The following is a 20,790-nucleotide window of genomic DNA, read 5'->3' as shown; positions in this document are numbered from 1 at the left end:
AACCACGGCCCTACGCCACAATGGAACAAACACCACCAACACAACAGGAGGAACGGCCATGTCCGACCTGAACTACCGCATCGAGCAAACCCGCCACCTCGGCCAGCACATCCCCGGACCCGTCAGCGCCGCCCTGGACGAACGACGCGCCAACGCCCTGCCCGCCGGCATGATCCCTGCGCTGCCTGGATATGTGGTCGACGGTGATGGTGGAATCCTTGTCGACGCCGACGGCAATCGATTCATCGACCTCGCCTCCGGAATCGCCGTCACGTCCGCCGGGGCATCCAACCCCGCCGTGGTGAAAGCCGTGCAAGACGCCGTGGCGCACTTCACCCACACATCCTTCACCATCTCGCCCTACGAGTCCTACGTGGAAGTGGCGGAGCGGCTCAATGAACTCACGCCAGGGGACCACGCGAAGAAAACCGCGCTGTTTAACTCCGGGGCAGAAGCCGTGGAAAACGCCGTGAAGATCGCGCGGAACTACACCGGCAAGCGGGCAGTAGTGGTCATGGACCGGGCCTTCCACGGGCGCACCAACCTCACCATGGGCATGACCGCCAAGCAGTCGCCGTACAAGAGCGGATTCGGGCCCTTCGCGCCCGAAATCTACCGCGCGCCGATGTCCTACCCGCTGCGCGACGGGCTTCGTGGAGAGGAAGCCGCCGAGCGGACCATCACCGTGATCGAGCAGGAAGTGGGCGCGGCGAACCTGGCCTGCGTGGTCGTGGAGCCGATCCAAGGCGAGGGCGGCTTCGTGGTCCCAGCTGAGGGCTACCTGCCGGCGCTCCAGAAGTGGTGCAACGACAACGACGTGGTGTTCATCGTGGACGAGATCCAAGCCGGCATGATGCGCACCGGCACCTGGTTCGCCTCCGAACACGAAGGCGTGGTGCCGGACATGGTCACCATCGCCAAGGGAGTGGCCTCCGGCATGCCGCTGTCCGCCGTGACCGGCCGGGCAGAGATCATGGACGCGCCGCAGCCCGGCGGGCTGGGCGGAACGTACACCGGCAACCCGGTGGCGTGCGCGGCGGCGCTGGCCACGCTGAAGGAGTTCGAAGAGAAGGACTTCGGGGCGCGGGCGCTAAGAATTGAAGAGATCGCTCGGGAAGAGCTGGCGGAAATCCTGGAGGACGAGCGCGTGGCGGAGCTCCGCGGGCGCGGGGCGATGCTGGCTCTGGAGTTCATCACGCCGGAGGGCCAGCCGGATGCAGAGCTGGTTCATCAGCTGGCCGCGGCCGTGAAGGACGAGGGGATTCTGATCCTCACCTGCGGACTCGACCACAACGTGATCCGCTTCTTGCCGTCGCTGGCGATCCCGGAGGCGTTGTGGCGGGAGGCTTTGCAGGTGGTGGTGGAGCAGTTCCGGCGCGTGAAGTAGCGCGCGGCGCGGGCCGGCGCGCTACTTCTCCACGTAGTAGAGCTGCTTGTTCACAAACTCATCCATGCCGAGTGGCCCCAGCTCACGGCCGAAGCCCGAGCGCTTTACTCCGCCGAAGGGCAGCTCCTGCCCTTCGCCGGCTGGCGTGTTCACGTTCGTCATGCCGCATTCCAGGCGCCGCGAGATCGCCGCGGCACGCTCCGTGTCCTGGGAGAACACGGTTCCGCCCAGGCCGAACTGCGTGTTGTTGGCCAGGTCCAGGGCTTCCTCATCAGAGGAGACCTTGAACACGGCAGCCACTGGCCCGAAGAACTCTTCGTAGTAGATGTCGGAGCCTACGGGAATGTCGGTGATGACAGCGGGGGAGATGTACGCCCCACGCTCGGACAGCTCGCCGCCCACGCGCAGGTCAGCGCCGGATTCAACAGCACGGTCCAGCTGATCGCGGAGCTTCTCCGCGGCCTCGCGGGAGGAGAGCGCGGAGTAGCCTCCCTCCACCTCCTTGTCCGGGGTGGTCTGCACGGCGGCCGCGGCCAGCTTCTCCAGCTCGGCCACGAACTCGTCGTAGATGTCTTCCATCACGATCATGCGCTTGTTGGAGTTGCAGGCCTGCCCCGTGTTGTACATGCGGGTGTCCCAGGCGAGCTTCGCAGCGGCCGCGACGTCGTCAGTGTCCAACAGGACGTAAGGGTCGGATCCACCGAGCTCCAGCACCGCCTTCTTCAAGTTCTCACCGGCCTGCGCGCCCACAATCGACCCAGCGCGCTCAGAGCCCGTCAGGGATACACCCTGGATGCGTGAGTCAGCGATGATGGTAGACACCTGCTCGTGGCTGGCAAAAAGATTGGTGTACACGCCTTCGGGAACCCCGGCGTCGTCCATAATCTTCTGCACGGCCAAGGCGGAACGGGGGCAGATCTCCGCGTCTTTCAGGATGATCGTGTTGCCGAGCACCAGGTTTGGGCCGGCGAAGCGGGCGATTTGGTAGTAGGGGAAGTTCCACGGCATGATGCCGAGCAGTGGGCCGATGGGGAGGCGGCGGATGGCGGCCGTGCCGTCGGAGAAGGTGGGGATCTCCTGGTCTTTGGTGAACTCTTCGCCGTGTTCGGCGTAGTAGCCGATGATGTCGCCGGAGAACTCGGCTTCCTCTACGGCTTCGGAGTAGAGTTTGCCCATTTCTTCGCCGGCGATTCTGGCGAGTTCGTCTTTGCGTTCCTTGAACAGCTCTCCCACGCGGGCGGCGATGGCGGCGCGTTCGGAGATGGGGCGGGCGGACCATTCGCGGAAGGCTGTGGTGGCTTTGCCCAGGGCTGCTTCGACGTCGGCGTCGGTGGCGAAATCGAAGGTTTCGATGACCTCGTTGGTCACGGGGTTCTGGACTCGGTACTGGGTAGACATGGAAACCAACTCCTTACAGTCAATCTGTGATGTCTGCCTGTCCTGACGTGATGACCGACGACGCCGGCCCACCTTCATCAGGACAGCATGTACGTACGAGTGTACGTGTGATCTAGGTCAACGTCCGCCCGTGGGGAAAGTCCTGGGTAAAGGAGGGGCGCGATATGGGACAGGCGCACTGCACATCGGGGTCGATGTGCAGTGCGCCTGTGGGATAGCGGGTTATGCCGCGCGGGTAGCCTCGGGCGGCGCTGCGCGGATTGCTCGGAGAGCGTCGCGCTGCGCGCGGCAGGCTATTCCTGCGGGAGGATTACTCCTCGGACTCGCCCTCAGCGTCCTCGGACTCTTCGGACTCCTCCTCGTCAGCACCGGCTTCGCCGACTGCGTCGCCTTCGCCTTCCTCACCTGGTTCAGGAAGCTCTTCTTCCTCAGGCTCAACGATGTTGATGACCAGGGTGTCTTCCTCAGAAACCAGCTCACAGTTGGATGGCATCTGGATCTCACCAGCGGTGATCTGGGTGCCGATCTCCAGGCCTTCAACGTCCAGCTCGATCTGCTCTGGGATGTCCAGAACGTCAGCCAGAACGGCGATGACGTCTGCGTCCTGAGCAACCAGTGCGCCTGGTGCAGGCTCGCCGGTGTAGACAACTGGGATTTCAACCTCGACCTTTTCGCCGCGCTTGACGTTCATCAGGTCAGCGTGGTCAACGTCCAGGGTTAGGACGTTCTGGTCAACGGCCTTCACCATCACCAGGTGCTCTTCGCCTTCAACAACCAGCTCGAACACGGCGTTAACACCCTCGTAGCGCAGCAGGGAGTGGAACTCCAGGATGTCCACGGAGATGTGGCGTGGCTCCTGCTCGTTGCCGTATACCACTGCTGGGATGCGGCCGGCGCGGCGCAGGCGGCGGGAAGCGCCCTTACCGAACTCGTTGCGTGGCTGTGCCTCCAGGCGGGTCATCTTTGCCATAGGTACTCCTTAAAATCTTGACCGGGAAATGCTTTCCCGTGTGTGCGGTTTAAGTGTGCGTTTCTTGTTGTCTGTGACAGTCCGGTGGGCAAGCCCGTGGGCTGTCCCAAAGGCATAGTCCAGACACAAAAAACGCCGCGGTCTCTCGCGGCGATGCATATCAAGTCCACCAGCACAAAGGGAGTACTGATTGGATGAGTGGTTCGCGCCGATAACGGCCAGCGTGCGCCAGCCCTCGCCGAGATCAGCACATATCATAGCAGGGAGCCGGCGCACTGTACAACAGCACGCCGGCTCCCGCTGCGGTCTCTGCCTGAGGCCTCGTGACCAGGCGCCAGACGTCAGGCGCCAGCCACTTTCGCTCTACTCGAACAACGTGGTCACAGAACCGTTCTCGAAAATCTCGTGGATCGTCTTCGCCACCAGAGGAGCGATAGGAAGAACGGTCAGGTTGTCCCAGCCCTCAGTGTTCTGAGGCAGGGTATCCGTGGTGATGATCTCGCGGGCACCGCAGGAGCTCAAACGCTCACGAGCTGGACCGGAGAACACACCGTGGGTGGTTGCGATGATCACGTCACCAGCGCCAGCTTCCCGGAGCACACCCACAGCACCGGCGATCGTTCCACCGGTATCGATCATGTCGTCCAGCAGCACACAGGTGCGTCCTTCAACGTCACCCACCACGCGGTTTGCGGTGACCTTGTTGGCCACATCAACATCGCGGGTCTTGTGGATGAACGCCAACGGCGCATCGCCCAGTACGTTCGCCCACTTTTCTGCAACCTTGACACGTCCGGCGTCGGGGGACACAACGCAGATGTTGTCCAGGTTGTAGTTCTTCGCCACGTAGTCGGTGAGGATCGGCATGGCGTGCATGTGATCCACCGGGCCGTCAAAGAATCCCTGAATCTGGTCCGTGTGCAGGTCCACGGAGACGATGCGGTCAGCGCCGGCGGTCTTCAGCAGGTCGGCTACCAGGCGGGCGGAGATGGGCTCGCGGCCGCGGTGCTTCTTGTCCTGACGGGCGTAGGGGTAGAACGGCAGAATCGCGGTGATGCGCTTGGCGGAACCGCGCTTCAGCGCGTCGATCATGATGAGCTGTTCCATTAGCCAGTTGTTCAGCGGCTGAGGGTGGGACTGCAAAACGAAGGCATCCGAACCGCGCACGGACTGCTCGAAGCGAACGAAGATTTCGCCGTTGGCGAAGTCGCGGGCGGTCGTGGGGGTGACCTCGATGCCAAGCTCCTTAGCGACGGCGTCTCCGAGCTCTGGATGCGCGCGGCCGCTAAACAGCATCAAGTTTTTCTGGTTGTCAATCCAGTGAGTTGTGGACACAGGGTTAGGCCTTCCAAAGGTTTGGAATAGTTGGTCTTCCCCAGCTTAGTGGGGTTCATTCTTGTTGAACAACCCTGCTGGGGTAGGCAGCATTCTTGCGTACCCCACCAGTGCTGCAATAACTAGGTGGCGGGCAGTTAGCAACCGGCCGGCCGACGACCGCCCGACCGGCGGCTCACTAGCCGATCATTCCGGACTCGTCGGCGACGCCGGCTCACCGCCCTCAGCGATACGCTGCTGGGCGACCTTCGCGGCTTTCGCAGCGGGCGTGCCTTCGCGTCGCTTTTCCACCCAGCCTTCGATGTTGCGCTGTTGGCCGCCGGAGACGGCCAACGCGCCTGGTGGGACGTCGTCCTTGATGACGGTGCCGGCGCCGGAGTAGGCGCCGTCGCCCACGGTGACGGGTGCGATGAACATCGTGTCCGAGCCGGTGCGGACGTTGGAGCCGATGGTGGTGTGGTGCTTGTTCACGCCGTCGTAGTTCACGAACACGCTGGAGGCGCCGATGTTGGAGTCCTCGCCGATCGTGGCGTCGCCCACATAGGTCAGGTGCGGCACCTTGGATCCGCGGCCCACAGCCGCGTTCTTGGTTTCCACGTAGGTGCCGAGCTTCGAGCCGTCGCCGAGGACCGTGCCGGGGCGCATGTAGGCGAAGGGTCCGATGGTGACGTTGTTGCCGACGACCGCGTCGATGCCGTGAGTGCGGGTCACGGAGCAGCCGGTGCCGATGCGGACGTCTGTGAGTGTGCAGTCGGGGCCGATGGTGGTGTTGTCACCGATGGTGGTGCGTCCGCGCAGTTGCACACCGGGTTCGATGGTGACGTCTTGGCCCACCACCACGTCCACGTCGATCCAGGTGGTGGCTGGGTCCACGATGGTAGCGCCGCCGCGCATGGCGGCTTCGACGGTGCGGCGGTTCAGTTCCGCGCCGGCGGCGGCCAACTGCACGCGGTCGTTCACGCCGGCGAGCTCGTTGGGGTCAGCGGCCATGAAGGCGCGCACGGGGTGGCCTTCGGCACGGGCGATGCCCAGCACGTCCGTGAGGTACAGCTCGCCTTGAGCGTTGTCGCTGGTCAGCTGGCCGAGGGCTTCTCGCACGATGGCGGCGTCGAAGGCAAAAACACCTGAGTTGACTTCCGTGATCGCCTTCTGCTCGTCGGTGGCGTCCTTTTCCTCCACGATGGCGGTGACTTCGCCGTCTTCGGTGCGGATGATGCGCCCGTAGCCGGTGGGGTTGTCTTGGCGGACGGTCAACACGGTCACGGCGGTGGGGTTGTGCGTGTGCGCCTGGTGGAGTTTGTCCAGCGTGTCCGCGGTGAGCAGCGGTACGTCGCCGTTGGTGACGATGATGGTGCCCTCGAAGACTTCCAGCTGCGTCATGGCGCACTGCATGGCGTGGCCGGTGCCGTTTTGCTCTTCCTGGATGGCGGTGGCAACGGGGCGGCCGAGCTCATCGGCAACGGCTTCCACCGCGGGGCCTACTTGTTCGCGTCCGTGGCCGATGACGGTGACGATGTGTTGTGGGTCGATGCCAGCCGCGGCGTGAATGGAGTGGGAGAGGAGGGTGCGTCCTCCGATGGCGTGCAGGGTTTTTTGAGTTGCGGACTTCATTCGTGTGCCGGCACCAGCCGCTAGTATGACGACGGCAACGGGGTTGCTGTTGCTCACAGTGTTCCTTTGACGGGTTGGGGGCGGTTTCGTACTTTGTACTTTAGCCGTTTTCGTGCTGTTTTTCGTGGACGTACGCGTTAGCCCAGGCTTACCTCCTCCAATCGCCAGGAGCTGATGGCGCCGACCAGCCCTAGGATTCCGAGTGCCCCCAGCGCCCACATCGGCCCGATGGCGCTGAGCGCGGAGGTCAGCGCGCCTGCGATGAGCAGAATCACTCCCATGGCTGTATTTGCGACGGAAATGTATGTGGTGCGTTGCTCGCCTTCGGCCATGTCCACCACGTAGGTGGCGCGCGCCACGCGAATCACTGCGTGCGCCAGGGAGATCCCAAAGAAAATCAGCGGCAGTGCCACGGTGCTCCACTGGGGTATCCACGTGTGCAGAGCTAGAGCAATGCCAATCAGTAGGGAGGCCGCCAGCGCCGCTCCGGCCATGGTGATGCGGGAGGAAATGTCACTGAAATACCCGGCGACTTGCCCCGACAGCAGGCTCGCCAAACCGCTGGCGATAATGAATGCCCCAAGCCCCGTGAGCAGGGTTTTCGCGCTTCCGTGCGCCAGCGTGACAATAAATGGCGGGGACAGCGCCGTGACCAGCAGCATGGATCGCACGGTCACGAATTTCAGCAGCTTCTTATCCTCCTTGAGCGCCGTGAGTACCCGCGTGTGCTGTTCTGGCTCGCTGATTCCTTTATCTATATTCGACGCCGACAGTTCCCGTGTTAACACCGCAAATAATACAAAGCTGAGTGCCCATCCGGCCGCTGCCGTCGCAAAGATAATTCCGTATCCCCAGGAGTTCAGTTCTCCTTTGATGAGTTGCACGAGCACGCCGACGGTGATGGCCACTGCGCCTGCAATGGTGGTGGCGAACCCGGTGACGCGCCCGCGTACGCCTTTGGGGATCAGCTTTCCTTTCACATCACTGCTGGTGAGAGACACAAGGGAGCGTGCTAAAGCAAGCAGCGTGAGTGCCGCCAGGATGGTGAGACCTGCAAGCAGGATGGGGCCAGAGGCCTGCGAACCTCCCTGCTCATGCGGGGAGCCTTGTTCCCACCCAGCGCCTGCGGCGATGGCCACAGCCACGACCATGAGAAGGCACGCAACCCCCTGGAAAGCTGTGCCCGTCAGAAGGAGCAGACGGTGGCGTCCGGATTTCAGAAGGAACGGGCGGATCGCTGCCTGTGGCAGCATCGCCAGCGATTCCCGGAGGGGAACTAGGAGGGAGAGGATCCATGCGGGCGCACCGATGGCGTTGATGAACCAGGGGAGCGTGGTCTTGGGATTGACCAGCTGATCGCCGATGTTTTGGAAGCCTAAGGCGCCGCCGAACAGTCGGCCTTTGTGGCCGATGCCGGCGGGCCTTTCTTGTGCTTGATCTGGCTGTTTGTACTGTTGTTGAGCCATAGTCGCACCCCCGAGTTGGTCGTCTGTCGTTGTGTGGCATCCACGTTACTCGGTACGTCCTACAACGGGGGTGGTGATGAATGGTTCGCGTTAGTCTTCTGAGAAATCGAAGGTTGGCCAGCCGTAGATCCAGAACAGCAGGATCAGGAAGGTGCACAGGAAGGCTAGTTGCGACCAGTCTTTCCAGTAGTCGTCGTAGACATGGAGGACGTAGCCTAGTCCGACCCAGGCTAGAGTTCCCACGATCATGATGACCCAGCGCAGAAGGATCTGCGGGAACTTCATTCTTTGAGCGCTTATCTTAACCATGATTCTCCTCGGTTGGGGTGGTGCTCAGTGTTTATTTGAAGAAGTAGCATTTAGCACCATAGAATGCAAGGGCGCCAGCGATTCCGGCTACATTTCGCTTGATTCCCTGCTTAGCGAGATACTGAACCGCTTTGACTGCAGCTTCGTAGTATTTTTGCTGGCCAATTAGCGAAGCAATCGCATTGATGTTGAAAATTGACTTCAAGTCGTTGGAGACTTTGCTCTTCATACAGGAGAGGAACTGCGGTGCGCCGCGAAAGCTGGTGGTATCTGTGGTGAGCTCATTGGAAAAAAGTTCAGCGGGTGTGAGTCCAACAAAGGCGGCTGCCTCTTGAGCATCCTGTTCGCCAAGGGTAGAGACGAAAATCTGCTCACGCTCTTCTGGTGTTTTTGCCGAATCAAGAGCTTTCAAGAGTTCTGCGGTTTGCTGGATTTCCTGTGCTTGCTCAGACGATTGTCCGGAGGTGTAGTTGCTGTCCTGCTGTGATGGCGCTGCCGTTGCGAGTGTGGCTCCTTGAATCATGAGGACAGTCCCCAATGCGAGGGCCGTGACCTTGGTTAGTGGCGTGTGGTGCATGTTGCAATCCTTTCGGTAGAAACAGTGGGTGAAGATGACTTTCATTCGTAATGATGAACTCAAGAGGATGGGACGTCAATAGGTTTACCTAAGAAATGCTTTGAATACCCTCATTTGGGGGAATTTTAACACCTCTGACATGGGTTTATGAGAAAGTCTAAGAGGTGTAAGCGTGGCTGATCATCAGGGGGCTTGTTGTCGCTGAGGTGGGGGAGCTCCGGGTTTTTGTTCCTGAGCATGCTCCTTAGTCTCCAGTGTTTCTGTGGGTAGTTTGCTGCGGCCGGTAGCTCTGATTTGGTCATGGCGTGAAGGAGTTAAGCTGCGGTCTGGTGTGTCTGAGGTTCGCTCCATTGGTTCGCATATCTATCTCCAGGCTGTGTGCCAAGTGTGTAAAACTAGTTAACAACACATAGTTTCTATTTTGAGATCGTAAGACTATACGTATATAAAGATATGCCCCCTAAAACTTACTTGAGTCGCGAGTGATGGGTAGCATGACAAATGCATCATCACCTCAGAGAATGATGTGGTCTACTTCCCGTGTTTATACTGAGCGTCAGATTTCTTAATTAAGGTTGCAACATGCAGGAGATCCTTTGAAAAAGTGCTACCGTTTCCGACAAGCCGCTTGGGTATTCGCCATTCTGGCACTTGTAGCGTTTGTGCTTGGAATCATAAGAATTGTCACCGTTTCCCATGCGGGGAAAGTTACTCCTGAATTTATGATAGCAAGCACATTGATTGTTTTTGCGGTCACATTTTTTCGCTTTGACATGAGCTCTTAAATATAAAGTTAATCTCGTTTAGTGGACACCTGATTGGTGCGGATTTTTGTGTCTGTAGAAGAGAATGTTCATTGTGAGTAAGCAGCAGAGGAAAAAGTAGAACTCCCGAGTTCCGGCGGGAGGCAGCTCGGTTGGTCATCGAGTCTGATAGGCCGATCACACGGGTTGTTGAAGAGATTGGCGTGTCTGCCGGGCTGCTGTGCAGATGGGTCAAAAACGAGCGAGAACGCCTGTGCTGTGATGATCATAGGAGTCTTGCTGATCTGCGTGCAGAAAGCGCCAGGCTGTGCCGGGAATTGGCTGAGTCTCAGCTGGTTAATGAGTTTTTGTCAAAAGCAGCCGCATTGTTCGCTGCAAAGCAACGCGAGCGGAAAAGTTCGAACTGATGCTTCCAGGAAAAGGCGACCTACAGCATCAAGCCAATGGCACGGCTTTTGGGCGTGTCCCGATCTGGCTACTACACGTGAGCTGGTGGCGATTAATCGTAAGACGGCGGCAAAGCGTATGCGCCTGCTGAGGATTGTAGGGATGTCACCGAGGTGTTTTACTCCGATGACCACCATCCAGTCGCTGGGTTGTTCTTCGTTGCCTGACCTGGTTAAGCGTGAGTGTGATCCGGGAGAACTTAATATGGTGTGGATGTCGGATATCACTTTTCCTCGCACCCGTGAAGGTTGGTTGTATTTGTGTGCTATTCGTGATGGCCGTTGCCGCCGTGTTGTTGGCTGGGCGACGGATGATGTTCAAGATGCTAACCTGATTAAACAGGCATTGCGGATGGATTATACGCTGCGTGGAAAGGCCCTGACGGATTGGTGTTTCATGCTGATGGTGACCCTTAAATTCACCAGTGACCAACTATGGATGGTGCGTCCAGAGCTCGCGGATTGCCCAGTCGGTAGGTCGAACTGGCGTGTGCTTCGATAACGCGATGGCTGAGTCATTCTGGTCGACAGTGAAGGCCGAGTTCTATGACCGGAAAACGTGGGCTAGCCGCAACGAGGCTCGTACGACTGTGGCCCGGTGGATCGAGGTGATCTACAACCGTAGTAGACGGCACTCGGCAAACGGGATGATCAGCCCGTAGAATTCGAAAGCCGGATCACCGACTAACAACAAGCAGCTTAACTAACAAGCTGTTTAACTACGTGTCCACTATTTGCGGGCAACCCCGGGGTGTTCCTCATCACCAGTGATGCCCACCTAGGGATCCAAGCCGTTGTCAGCGAGTGCCTGCCGCAGGCAAGTTGGCAGCGCTGCTGGACACATTTTGCGAAGAATCTGACCACAATGGCGGCGAAAACCCAGTGGCCGACACTGTCGGCGATGTTTCACACCATTTTCCAGCAACCTGACGCTCCAAGCGTGTGGGCTTAAGACCATAACGTGGTGGACTTTGTCACATCAGGTTTCCTCATGTGGCTGACTACCTGGAAGAAAACCTCGACCAAGTTGTAGGCAGTTGCCGCAACACTGAAGTCGGTATTGCCTAAAACTTGGTCGAATAACCCCACAGAATGGTTGAACAGGCAAATACGTCGCCGCACTGATGTTTTGGGCATTTCCCCTAACAGGGATGCTGTCGTTCGGCTGATTGGGTCTGTGTTGGTAGAACAATATGGTGAGTGGATTCAGTACAAGCGTTACATGTCGCTGACAAGCCTGGTGCACACCAGGGAGACCATTACCGCTGGCGTCATCGACAATCAACGGCCTAACGGCAAGGAGTCCGCGGCATGGTCACAGCCCACCACCGTCTCCGGGCTGGACCAGAACCCCAGCCTTAACACTGTCCCGGATTCAGAAAAGACAGATACACCACTACCCTGGACTTGAGCACTGTCGGTAGCCACGGGAGGTGATAAAGCCTTCCTCGCGGATATTCTTCATCGTCGTGCAGATGAACTCGACTGTGAAACGATCTCGGCATGTATCGATGAATCGGATCATTTCCGACGTGTCGAGTCGAGTTCCGCTGGGAAAAAGCTGAGGCGGCTTTCAACAAATCGTTTGTGTCACGAAGTTCTTGGTTTTCTCGGCACAGCCTGGCGTTTTCAGCGATGATATCCTCCTCGGCGCGGGAGATAATAGCATCGCGGCGAGCCTTTTGGCCCCACAGGCACACAGTATGCCACGACATCACTAGCTTTGGTGCAACGGCCTGAGACGCTGTCTGCAGAGAAAGTTTCTCTGCCAGGATGCACTCCTTGATCAAGCGAACGACGCGGTCTTCCGCATCCTGATCAAACTTCTTTGGTATGCATCAAATTTTTCCCATCTACTCAAACGGAACAAAACCTGGGGCGACTCAGTTGCGGTAGACGTGATGTATATATTTCTTTCATGTTGTAAATGTGTGCTTTTTCTCGTGATATATAGTACAACACACCACACATGGTGTGTGATGTGTTGTTGATAGATGAGTGCGTTAGTCGTTTTGTTCGCGCTGACGCATGATGTTATCAATACGCTCTGGTGCACGTTCGGCCCAGAACTGGTGCGATAGCTTCGTAGCGTACGTGGAGTACTTCGTCGGGACAATCGTCACATAACGCCGTAGTTCCGGGTGGTCATATCCTACTTCAGCAAGAGTTAGACCAGCTGTTTGATTTTTCCGTTCGGTAGTGACCATAGTATCAATACCGTGGACCACCCCATGCCTTTCCCAGCGACCTCCTGAATAGATGTCAGGGAAGTCAATCTCCTCATATTGTCGTACACGGTCAGGGTTTAAGTAGTGTGCGTAATCTGTGGTAGTGGCTTCTTGTTTCTCAGCATCTGCCATGGTGATGATATCATTCGTATCCTTGATATATGTTGGTGCAAAACCACCGCAGTCGGAGACCACGGGGTTGGGCTCGGAGGCCGGGTCCTTGATAAACGATAGAATACGCACATCTTCAATTGCATATCGACGTAGGTCAACCAAAGGTCCTTCGGATGCTTCCGTGTGGATCTCATTAGTTAGTCGCACAGCATCTTTAGGAGACAGACACTGAAAACTTCCCCGATGAGCAAGTTGACCGTTGATACTATGATCACGGTAGAACTCTAGGGAATTGTCACGTTTGGAGGCGGGAGTATCCCAGGCGTAGACAGGCCACTGTGGTTGTTTCGTGGACACGTTATCCACAATTTCTTCTCGGGATACTGGTTTTGACGTGGAGTCAGCGAACCCTTGAGATTCAGCCAACGTCATGTTCGTCATATCGGGGGAGTTTTCGAGATAAATGATGCCGTTGTTTTTATCCAAGAAGTCAGCGATAATACGTTTGGATGTGACTTGGTTGTCGGCAGACTGCTTGTCATCCTCATATCGTTTACGTTCCTTAGGGTTAAGGTTCGTGGTGGTGAGGTTACTTTGCCATGTGCTATATGCCACATTTCCGGGCATAGTGATATTGCTGTTGAACCGTGAGCTACTTGCAAGATCTTTTTTAGGGCTGTCGAACTGAGAAGCCGTTGCTGTATCCAGCAAATGAACAAATCGGGCTTTATCGTCGTGCTCAGACTTGACAAGCAAAGTATTACCGTTCATGATCTGGATGACCTTGTAGGGGACAGATTCATCGACGGGGTGTTGATCATCTCGGGAGAAGTTTGCAAGATCACCTGTGATGACACCATTTTCATTGAAGTAACCCTCTTTAGGTACGTAGTTCATCTCCCCACTGGTGGCGTGTGGGTCAGCGTGGAAGTGGTGTTCAGTCTGCGAAGGGCTGGAGCAACTGGTCAGTGTGAGGGCCGTGAAAACAAGTGCTGCACAGACTGCTGTGTTGGTACGGGGGGGGAGTGCTCATGAGTATATTATATCAGAAGCGCTTCGGTTTTTCCTAGGCATGTTGGGGTTGCCCGCAAATAGTGGACACGTAGTTAAACAGCTTGTTGTTAGTCGGTGATCCGGCTTTCGAATTCTACGGGCTGATCATCCCGTTTGCCGAGTGCCGTCTACTACGGTTGTAGATCACCTCGATCCACCGGGCCACAGTCGTACGAGCCTCGTTGCGGCTAGCCCACGTTTTCCGGTCATAGAACTCGGCCTTCACTGTCGACCAGAATGACTCAGCCATCGCGTTATCGAAGCACACGCCAGTTCGACCTACCGACTGGGCAATCCGCGAGCTCTGGACGCACCATCCATAGTTGGTCACTGGTGAATTTAAGGGTCACCATCAGCATGAAACACCAATCCGTCAGGGCCTTTCCACGCAGCGTATAATCCATCCGCAATGCCTGTTTAATCAGGTTAGCATCTTGAACATCATCCGTCGCCCAGCCAACAACACGGCGACTGGATGGTGGCCACCGGAGTAAAAGTCCTCGGTGACATCCCTACAATCCCCAGCAGACGCATACGCTTTGGCACAGTTTTCCGGTAAACCTTCACACCACGATCGCGCAGCTCAGCAGTAATTCGCGACGAACCGTAGACCTCATCGGAATCTTTCCAAATCGAATGGACTTGCTGATCGAGATCATCGTAGAACCTTTGACGCCTATCGCGGCTTGCTCGCTTGTCAGTGTTCCTACAGGCCCACTTGTGATAACCAGATCGGGATACACCTAAAAGGCGCGCCATCCGGTTAATACTGTAGTAAGCCTTCTTCTGGAAGCGTCAGTTCGAACTTTTCCGATCGCGTTGCTTCGCAGCGAAGAAGGCGGTGGCTTTCGATAAAAATCCGAGCCTATGCGTTCTCGCTCGACTGTGACCCACGTGCCTAACAATCCAGCCCCGACACCGATCTCTGCAGCAACATGTGCAATCGGCTTTCCAGGCTCAATCACAAGATGCTCCGCCTCCCTTCGGAACTCCGGAGTGTACCTCTTTCTCTGTTGCCCACTCACAATGAACATCCTCTCCTACGGACACAAAAATTCGTACTAATCGGATGTCCACTATACGAGGGTAATCTCACGCTAGAGGTGTGTAAACAATGAGGTGTTTTTGGAGTTCAGGTTCTAGACCGCTTTCCCTCCCGGTAGGGTTCCCCACCGAGAAGTTTTCAACGGAAAGGGCAGTGAACTATAATTTGTGCCAAGCAGAAGCTCCACAGTATCCGGCGGTGCCTCCTCCTACACCCGCTGCAGTGAGGCAGGCGATATACCCAGGCAGGCTACCAAAAGAGCAGACAGCCGTCGCAGCTGCGACTACCCAAGCAGGAATGCCAGCTGCAGAAAGACAGCGATTGAGTTCACTCACTGCGTCGCCTACTGATCGCGCCGCGGTTGTCGCATCCTGTGGGGCGGAAACCTCTTGATCTTTAACCTTGTTGCCGTTATTCCACGCTGTGACATGGCCAGAAGTTTGCGTTTTTTCAATGAAGTGCGACTCGCTGTAGTTTGCAATATCGCCACTACTTGAAAGTATGACTGAGAGATTGCTGTATTCCATTCCCTCATTCTTGATTGGTATCATCACAAGGGTGTCGCCCTTGCTGTTAACGGAGGCTTTAGCGCCATCGTAGTAGAGGTTTGAGTTGTCCGTTTGAACTTTAAGATCGCCGTTGTTCACAGCAGACTTGATCGTCGATCTTTGTTCTGGCGAAATGGGCTTCGCTACCTGCTTTCCGTCCTCAATTGATATGGTAGAATTTGATTGTTGATCTGCTTCAATAGCTGTAGCGAAAGAAGGGGTGGTGATGGTTGTCGCAACGAGAGCGGTCGCGATGAAAGTTTTACGGAAGCGCATTCTTCTCCTACTTAGATTCGACTGTTTGTGTTTTCTTGTTTCCTCTTGCGATTACAAGGGAACCAATGACCGCTGACGTGATTGTTGCGAGCGCCATTCCAATTAAGGAAAAGGAAATCCACTCCTGTGGATCTCTAGGTGTAGCGCCTCGATAGAAGGTAGCAATCACATAAACAGTCAGAGAGGCGAGAGCTACTGTTGCGTAGATGCCAATCGATCTTGAGTGCATAATGATGTCCTTTCAGCTAGTTAATGACATCTGTTGCCTATGTAATCATGGAAGGGTTCCTGTGTCAACACCTGTAACCTGTTGTTTAATCAATCGTGTTGAAATCGTGATCGTAGTTCCCTTAATGAACGTTCGAGCTTGGCCGCCAAGCTGATGCCTCAATCTGCCGCTTAGGTCGCATACAGCCGCTCCATAGTCAATCTTTCGTTTCCAGAGGGGTGAGCGACAACAAAATAAGGCTAGAACTGACTATTTCTTACTTCAGACCTGGTATAATGCTCATAATATATGTTTATCAAGGAAGTGTCTGGCTACTGAGTTAGAACTTCTCGGTGCTGAACTCGCTATGTGGTGCGCGGCGAAGTCGTCCTCTATCTCTCATGTCAAAGAATCGACGGTCTCATCTTCAACATTCGGCCAGACACACTCCACACAGCATGGGTTGCTCACCACAAGTCATCAAGGTCTGTCCCCCCAATTTGTTGACTCATTGAGGCCCCTGACCCCACCGTCGGGTGTCTATTTGCAACCAGATCTTCCACGATGGGACCTATACCGCCGGAGGTTACCTCAGCATCGCTAGAAGCGGGTTGAACGACAAAATGTGTGACCGAAAACGGCGATGTCCGGGGTTTGACTTGGGCTAACGGTCAAAATATATGCTCGGTGAGTATATATCGGGCTACTCCATCAGAAATCCTCGATGTCGTACCCACCAGGTGGTACGCAGTGGTGAAGTTTTATCCTCCATTGCAATGGATCAACCACGGTGGGGCGTCCTCCGTCGGGAAATGCCGCATCATCATTTGCGCCGGACACACACATTGTGTCGCAAGTCTTCCACAGCACTGGGCTGCCTGTAATCCACATGTGCGGAGACTGGAACAATCCCCACTGCATCGGTTGCGACATTGTCAGTCATTTCAGCAGTTAGCACGCTGGCGCGACCATAGGACTTCGTTGCGGTTCTCGAGCATTTCCCCAGTGCAAAATGTCATAAGAGCGAGATAACCTTGTAATTGGGTCGGGGTGCCTTCCAGCATAACCGCGACACACCGACAACAGACACGCATTTTTCGTTTAGCCTCCCCAGCGTGGGCCCAGCCCCGGAGCATAAAAAGCTCTCCCACCAGGACTCGAACCTAGAATGACGGTACCAAAAACCGTAGTGTTGCCGATTACACCATGGGAGAATCCACGTGTTTGCACACGCTGTGGACACAATACCTCATCGTCCTGTGGTTTGTGAAAACCTCTGGTTGAACCGTTGTAGGTGCCGGGCGCTACACTTGTGGGCTATGAGTTCATCCGCGCAGACTACCACTGTAAATACTTCGCAAAAGCCCACGTCACCGGCGTTATCTGGTGTGTTGAAGGCTGCTGCGAGGGACTCGAAATTGCGGGGCGTGGTGGCGAACGTGGGGGAGCGTTCCTTACATATTCAGGGCCCGGACGGAGTGTGGCCGTTTGTGGTCGGTACGGTGGCGCAGCACGCCCCGGTGCTGGTGGTCACTCCGTCGGGCCGTCAGGCGCAGGATCTCACGACGGTGTTGAAGTACATGCTCGGTTCTTCCGTGGAGTATTTCCCCGCCTGGGAGACGCTGCCGCATGAGCGCCTGTCGCCGGGCACGGAGACGGTGTCCCATCGCATGCGGGTGTTGCGTCGGTTGGCTACGGATTCCTCCTTGAAGGTTGTGGTGGCTCCAACTCGCGCGTTGGTCCAGCCCATCCAGAAGGATCTGGGCGAGGTGCAGCCTATTCATCTGAAGCCGGGTGTGGAGATTGATTTCGAGGATCTTCAACACCAGCTTGTGGCCTTGGGGTATCAGCATGTGGATGTGGTGGCGAAGCGCGGTCATTTCGCTATTCGCGGTGGAATTGTGGATGTATATCCGGCCACGGAGGATCTTCCAGTCCGCGTGGATTTCTGGGGCGATGAAATTAGCGAGGTGCGCGCGTTTTCCGTGGGGGATCAGCGCACGATTGATGGCGTGGATGACCTTGATATTACGGTCTATGCCTGCCGCGAGTTGCTGCTGACGGATGAGCTTGCCGCCCGTGCCGCGCAGGCCGCTCAGGAGCACGCCCAGGTGGGGGATCTTGCGGAGTTTTTGGACAAGATTTCGCAGAAAATGCAGGTCGCAGGCATGGAGTCTGTGATTCCTTTGTTGCGTGGCGAGCATTTGGTGTCCCTGCCGGAGTTGATGCCGGAGGGGACGCATACGGTGATTGTGTCCCCGGGTGCAGTGGAGCGCCGCGCGGTGGATTTGGATGAGACGGGCCGCCAGTTCATGGAGGCCGGGTGGGAGATTGCCGCCGCTGGTGGCGACGCCCCGATGCAGAGCGTGGCGTACATGTCCTTGTTGGCGGTCCAGAAGGTTCAGGAGAAGCTGCGCCGCCCGTGGTGGACGTTGTCGGCCGTGGGCATGCTGGATGGGCTGGACGCCGATGATGCGCAGGATGATGCCCTGACCTTGGATTACGATGCCGCACCTGCCCCGCACGGGGACCTGGACGCGATTGGCCGTGTGATGGCCGATATTCGTCGTCGTGTGGAGGGCGGGGGCCGGGTGGTGTTCGCCGCGCCCACGCCTGCTGTGGCTGCCCGTATGATTCGTCGTTTAAACGACGCCGGCCTCCCGAACGAAGCAGTGGGCGTCGATCTCACGGGCCAACGGTTGGGGCGGCTGTCCAAGCCCACTGCCACGGTGGCGGACGAACCTGCCGGCGGGAAGGTGTGGATCTACCACGCGGTGGCGCACGTGGGTGTGGACTTTCCGTTCGCGGGGGATGACGCGCAGGCGTCGATGCTGTTCTTAACGGAAACGGATTTGACGGGTAACCGTGTGGACGCGAAGGCCACGGGTAAGCGCAAGCCTGCGAAGAAGCGCAACCGTGTGGATCCGTTGGCCTTGGAGCCGGGGGATCTGGTGGTGCATGACTCGCACGGCATTGGCAAGTTCGTGAAGATGACGGAGCGCACGATCGGCAAGCCAGGGGAGGGGTCGCGGCGCGAGTACCTGGTGCTAGAGTATGCCCCCAGTAAGCGGGGCGGCCCGGGAGATCAGCTGTACGTGCCGATGGATCAGCTGGACCTGCTGAGCCGCTACGTGGGTGGTGAGAAGCCTGCCCTGTCCAAGATGGGCGGCGCGGACTGGAAGAACACGAAGCGTAAGGCCCGTGGCGCGGTGCGGGAAATCGCTGGTGAGCTGGTGCAGTTGTACGCCGCGCGGCAGGCAGCTCCGGGCTATGCGTTCGCGGCGGATTCGCCGTGGCAGCGGGAGTTGGAGGAGGCTTTCCCGTACACGGAGACGGAGGATCAGTGGAATGCCATTGAGGCCGTGAAGGCGGATATGGAAAAGCCTGTTCCGATGGACCGGGTGATCGTGGGTGATGTGGGCTACGGTAAGACGGAGGTTGCTGTGCGCGCGGCGTTTAAGGCCGTGCAGTCTGGCAAGCAGGTGGCGGTGCTGGTTCCCACCACGTTGCTGGCGCAGCAGCATCTGAAGACGTTCCAGGATCGCATGCAGGATTTCCCCACCACGATCCGGGAGCTGTCCCGTTTCACTAGCGCGAAGGAATCGAAGGAGATCCTGGCGGGCCTTGCCGATGGGACGATCGACATTGTGATCGGCACCCACCGCTTGATTCAGACCGGCGTGACCTGGAAGAACCTGGGCCTGATCGTGGTGGATGAGGAGCAGCGCTTTGGTGTGGAGCACAAGGAACACATCAAGTCCTTGAGGACGCACGTGGACGTGCTGACCATGTCCGCCACACCGATCCCGCGCACGTTGGAGATGTCCATGGCAGGCATCCGCGAGATGTCCACCATTTTGACTCCCCCGGAGGACCGCCATCCGGTGCTCACCTATGTGGGAGCGCAGGAAGATAAGCACGTGGCCGCGGCCATCCGCCGGGAGCTGTTGCGTGACGGCCAGGTGTTCTATGTGCACAACAAGGTGCGCAGCATCGAGGACTGCGCGGCGAATATCCGCCGTCTGGTTCCCGAGGCGCGCGTGGTGGTGGCCCACGGGCAGATGTCTGAGGAGCAACTGGAGACCACGGTTCAGGGCTTCTGGGATCGAGAGTTCGACGTGCTTGTGTGTACCACCATCGTGGAGACCGGACTGGACATCGCCAATGCCAACACGTTGATCGTGGAGAATGCCCACCACATGGGGCTGTCGCAGCTTCACCAGCTGCGCGGACGCGTGGGCCGTTCCCGTGAGCGCGGCTATGCCTATTTCCTTTACCCTCGCGGTGAAACGCTCACGGAGACCAGCTATGACCGCCTGACCACGATCGCCCAGAACAATGATCTGGGCGCCGGCATGGCTGTGGCCATGAAGGACCTGGAGATGCGTGGCGCCGGTAACGTGCTGGGCGCGGAGCAGTCCGGTCACATCGCGGGTGTGGGCTTCGACCTCTACGTGCGACTCGTCGGGGAGGCCGTAGAGGCGTTCCGCGCTATCGCTGACGGCAAGCCCGTGGATGGCACAGAGGAAGAGAAGAAGGAAATCCGGCTGGACCTTCCGGTGGATGCACACATCCCGGCCGAATACATTGCGTCGGAGCGCTTGCGCCTGGAGGCCTACCGCAAGTTCGCGGAGATCACCGACGAGGAGGGAATCCACGCGGTTCTGGAGGAGCTGCGCGACCGCTACGGTACTCCGCCGGAGCAGATTCAGCTGCTCGCCATTCTGACCAGGCTGCGGATGCTGTGCCGAGACCTGAAGGTTCACGACATTGTGCTGACTGGACAGAAGATCAGCTTCAGCCCCATTGACCTGGCCGATTCCGGCCAAGTTCGCCTCAAGCGTCTGTTCCGTTCGGCGCAGTACCGGGCCACCACGAAGATTGTGTTGATACCGCTGCCGAAGAAGGGTGAAGGCATGCGTGCGGTGCCGCTGGCCGGGGTAGAACTGGTGCAGTGGTGCTCTGACGTGCTCACTCAGCTGGCGGGAATCCCAGCCCGGGATATGACAGGCGCCCAGCCTGCCCACACGTAGCGCCTGTGGCGGGGTATGATTC

Annotated in this window: 15 protein-coding genes and 2 pseudogenes; 5 read left to right on the top strand and 12 right to left on the bottom strand. The window is 57.6% G+C overall.

The annotated features are described in order from the left end of the window. Positions 1–58 precede the first annotated feature (58 nt). Positions 59–1,387 carry a 4-aminobutyrate--2-oxoglutarate transaminase gene (gene gabT / locus GC425_RS02900; protein WP_257821870.1) on the top strand — a complete coding sequence of 443 codons (1,329 nt, stop codon included), beginning with the start codon at positions 59–61 and terminating at the stop codon, positions 1,385–1,387. Positions 1,388–1,408: 21 nt separating this feature from the next. Here gabT and GC425_RS02895 read toward each other — a convergent pair whose 3' ends face one another. The 7 genes from GC425_RS02895 to GC425_RS02865 all read right to left on the bottom strand — a co-directional run bounded on the left by GC425_RS02895 (position 1,409) and on the right by GC425_RS02865 (position 9,053). Further along, positions 1,409–2,785 (bottom strand): NAD-dependent succinate-semialdehyde dehydrogenase, encoded by a 1,377-nt coding sequence (locus tag GC425_RS02895; protein WP_257821868.1) that lies wholly within the window; start codon positions 2,783–2,785, stop codon positions 1,409–1,411. A gap of 310 nt (positions 2,786–3,095) precedes the next feature. Further along, on the bottom strand, positions 3,096–3,755 hold the full coding sequence (locus GC425_RS02890; protein ID WP_151841926.1) for a 50S ribosomal protein L25/general stress protein Ctc: 660 nt from the start codon (positions 3,753–3,755) through the stop codon (positions 3,096–3,098). A gap of 363 nt (positions 3,756–4,118) precedes the next feature. Continuing rightward, on the bottom strand, positions 4,119–5,090 hold the full coding sequence (locus GC425_RS02885; protein WP_151841925.1) for a ribose-phosphate diphosphokinase: 972 nt from the start codon (positions 5,088–5,090) through the stop codon (positions 4,119–4,121). A 186-nt stretch (positions 5,091–5,276) separates the two neighbouring features. Next, the gene (gene glmU / locus GC425_RS02880; protein WP_151843887.1) at positions 5,277–6,758 is read right to left on the bottom strand and encodes a bifunctional UDP-N-acetylglucosamine diphosphorylase/glucosamine-1-phosphate N-acetyltransferase GlmU; all 1,482 of its coding nucleotides are present in this window, start codon (positions 6,756–6,758) and stop codon (positions 5,277–5,279) included. A gap of 80 nt (positions 6,759–6,838) precedes the next feature. Continuing rightward, positions 6,839–8,167 (bottom strand): MFS transporter, encoded by a 1,329-nt coding sequence (locus tag GC425_RS02875; RefSeq protein WP_231699679.1) that lies wholly within the window; start codon positions 8,165–8,167, stop codon positions 6,839–6,841. A 90-nt stretch (positions 8,168–8,257) separates the two neighbouring features. Beyond that, positions 8,258–8,476: a hypothetical protein gene (locus GC425_RS02870; protein ID WP_151841923.1), complete on the bottom strand. Its 219-nt coding sequence runs from the start codon at positions 8,474–8,476 to the stop codon at positions 8,258–8,260. Between the two features lie 31 nt (positions 8,477–8,507). Next, on the bottom strand, positions 8,508–9,053 hold the full coding sequence (locus GC425_RS02865) for a hypothetical protein (RefSeq protein WP_151843888.1): 546 nt from the start codon (positions 9,051–9,053) through the stop codon (positions 8,508–8,510). 877 nt (positions 9,054–9,930) lie between these two features. Between GC425_RS02865 and GC425_RS09940 the strand changes: the two are divergent. From GC425_RS09940 to GC425_RS09935, 3 genes and pseudogenes are all read left to right on the top strand, one after another. Next, a pseudogene (locus GC425_RS09940) lies at positions 9,931–10,951 on the top strand (IS3 family transposase); the annotation flags it as partial. Between the two features lie 63 nt (positions 10,952–11,014). Further along, positions 11,015–11,461: pseudogene (locus tag GC425_RS02845) on the top strand (transposase); the annotation flags it as partial. Between the two features lie 24 nt (positions 11,462–11,485). After that, on the top strand, positions 11,486–11,674 hold the full coding sequence (locus tag GC425_RS09935; RefSeq protein WP_374707634.1) for a hypothetical protein: 189 nt from the start codon (positions 11,486–11,488) through the stop codon (positions 11,672–11,674). Positions 11,675–12,266: 592 nt separating this feature from the next. Here the strand turns inward: GC425_RS09935 and GC425_RS02840 are convergent. The 5 genes from GC425_RS02840 to GC425_RS02830 all read right to left on the bottom strand — a co-directional run bounded on the left by GC425_RS02840 (position 12,267) and on the right by GC425_RS02830 (position 15,527). Continuing rightward, positions 12,267–13,502 carry a hypothetical protein gene (locus tag GC425_RS02840; RefSeq protein WP_151843892.1) on the bottom strand — a complete coding sequence of 412 codons (1,236 nt, stop codon included), beginning with the start codon at positions 13,500–13,502 and terminating at the stop codon, positions 12,267–12,269. 250 nt (positions 13,503–13,752) lie between these two features. After that, positions 13,753–13,908 (bottom strand): integrase core domain-containing protein, encoded by a 156-nt coding sequence (locus GC425_RS09930; protein ID WP_231699680.1) that lies wholly within the window; start codon positions 13,906–13,908, stop codon positions 13,753–13,755. 191 nt (positions 13,909–14,099) lie between these two features. Further along, positions 14,100–14,417 carry an IS3 family transposase gene (locus tag GC425_RS09925; protein ID WP_374707624.1) on the bottom strand — a complete coding sequence of 106 codons (318 nt, stop codon included), beginning with the start codon at positions 14,415–14,417 and terminating at the stop codon, positions 14,100–14,102. Beyond that, positions 14,402–14,692 (bottom strand): transposase, encoded by a 291-nt coding sequence (locus GC425_RS09920; protein WP_374707623.1) that lies wholly within the window; start codon positions 14,690–14,692, stop codon positions 14,402–14,404. The genes GC425_RS09925 and GC425_RS09920 overlap by 16 nt, the downstream gene beginning before the upstream one ends. A 169-nt stretch (positions 14,693–14,861) precedes the next feature. Then, positions 14,862–15,527 carry a hypothetical protein gene (locus GC425_RS02830; RefSeq protein WP_151843893.1) on the bottom strand — a complete coding sequence of 222 codons (666 nt, stop codon included), beginning with the start codon at positions 15,525–15,527 and terminating at the stop codon, positions 14,862–14,864. A gap of 1,527 nt (positions 15,528–17,054) precedes the next feature. Here GC425_RS02830 and mfd point away from each other — a divergent pair. Beyond that, positions 17,055–20,768, top strand: a complete 3,714-nt coding sequence (gene mfd, locus GC425_RS02825; protein ID WP_151843894.1) for a transcription-repair coupling factor — start codon at positions 17,055–17,057, stop codon at positions 20,766–20,768. Positions 20,769–20,790 lie beyond the last annotated feature (22 nt).

The organism is Corynebacterium sp. zg254 (assembly GCF_024701495.1).
GTDB classification, from domain to species: domain Bacteria; phylum Actinomycetota; class Actinomycetes; order Mycobacteriales; family Mycobacteriaceae; genus Corynebacterium; species Corynebacterium zhongnanshanii.
Note: the sequence above shows the minus strand (reverse complement) of the source record. Positions and strands in the feature narration are given on the sequence as shown.

What these genes read in the sequence shown, in the direction of transcription:
- GC425_RS02895 (WP_257821868.1), bottom strand. Translation starts at nt 2,785, where the DNA reads ATGTCTACCCAGTACCGAGTCCAGAACCCCGTGACCAACGAGGTCATC.
- GC425_RS09920 (WP_374707623.1), bottom strand. Translation starts at nt 14,692, where the DNA reads ATGTTCATTGTGAGTGGGCAACAGAGAAAGAGGTACACTCCGGAGTTC.
- GC425_RS02830 (WP_151843893.1), bottom strand. Translation starts at nt 15,527, where the DNA reads ATGCGCTTCCGTAAAACTTTCATCGCGACCGCTCTCGTTGCGACAACC.
- GC425_RS02870 (WP_151841923.1), bottom strand. Translation starts at nt 8,476, where the DNA reads ATGGTTAAGATAAGCGCTCAAAGAATGAAGTTCCCGCAGATCCTTCTG.
- GC425_RS09935 (WP_374707634.1), top strand. Translation starts at nt 11,486, where the DNA reads ATGTCGCTGACAAGCCTGGTGCACACCAGGGAGACCATTACCGCTGGC.
- GC425_RS09925 (WP_374707624.1), bottom strand. Translation starts at nt 14,417, where the DNA reads ATGGCGCGCCTTTTAGGTGTATCCCGATCTGGTTATCACAAGTGGGCC.
- gabT (WP_257821870.1), top strand. Translation starts at nt 59, where the DNA reads ATGTCCGACCTGAACTACCGCATCGAGCAAACCCGCCACCTCGGCCAG.
- GC425_RS02840 (WP_151843892.1), bottom strand. Translation starts at nt 13,502, where the DNA reads ATGAACTACGTACCTAAAGAGGGTTACTTCAATGAAAATGGTGTCATC.
- GC425_RS02890 (WP_151841926.1), bottom strand. Translation starts at nt 3,755, where the DNA reads ATGGCAAAGATGACCCGCCTGGAGGCACAGCCACGCAACGAGTTCGGT.
- GC425_RS02865 (WP_151843888.1), bottom strand. Translation starts at nt 9,053, where the DNA reads ATGCACCACACGCCACTAACCAAGGTCACGGCCCTCGCATTGGGGACT.
- GC425_RS09930 (WP_231699680.1), bottom strand. Translation starts at nt 13,908, where the DNA reads ATGGCTGAGTCATTCTGGTCGACAGTGAAGGCCGAGTTCTATGACCGG.
- GC425_RS02875 (WP_231699679.1), bottom strand. Translation starts at nt 8,167, where the DNA reads ATGGCTCAACAACAGTACAAACAGCCAGATCAAGCACAAGAAAGGCCC.
- mfd (WP_151843894.1), top strand. Translation starts at nt 17,055, where the DNA reads ATGAGTTCATCCGCGCAGACTACCACTGTAAATACTTCGCAAAAGCCC.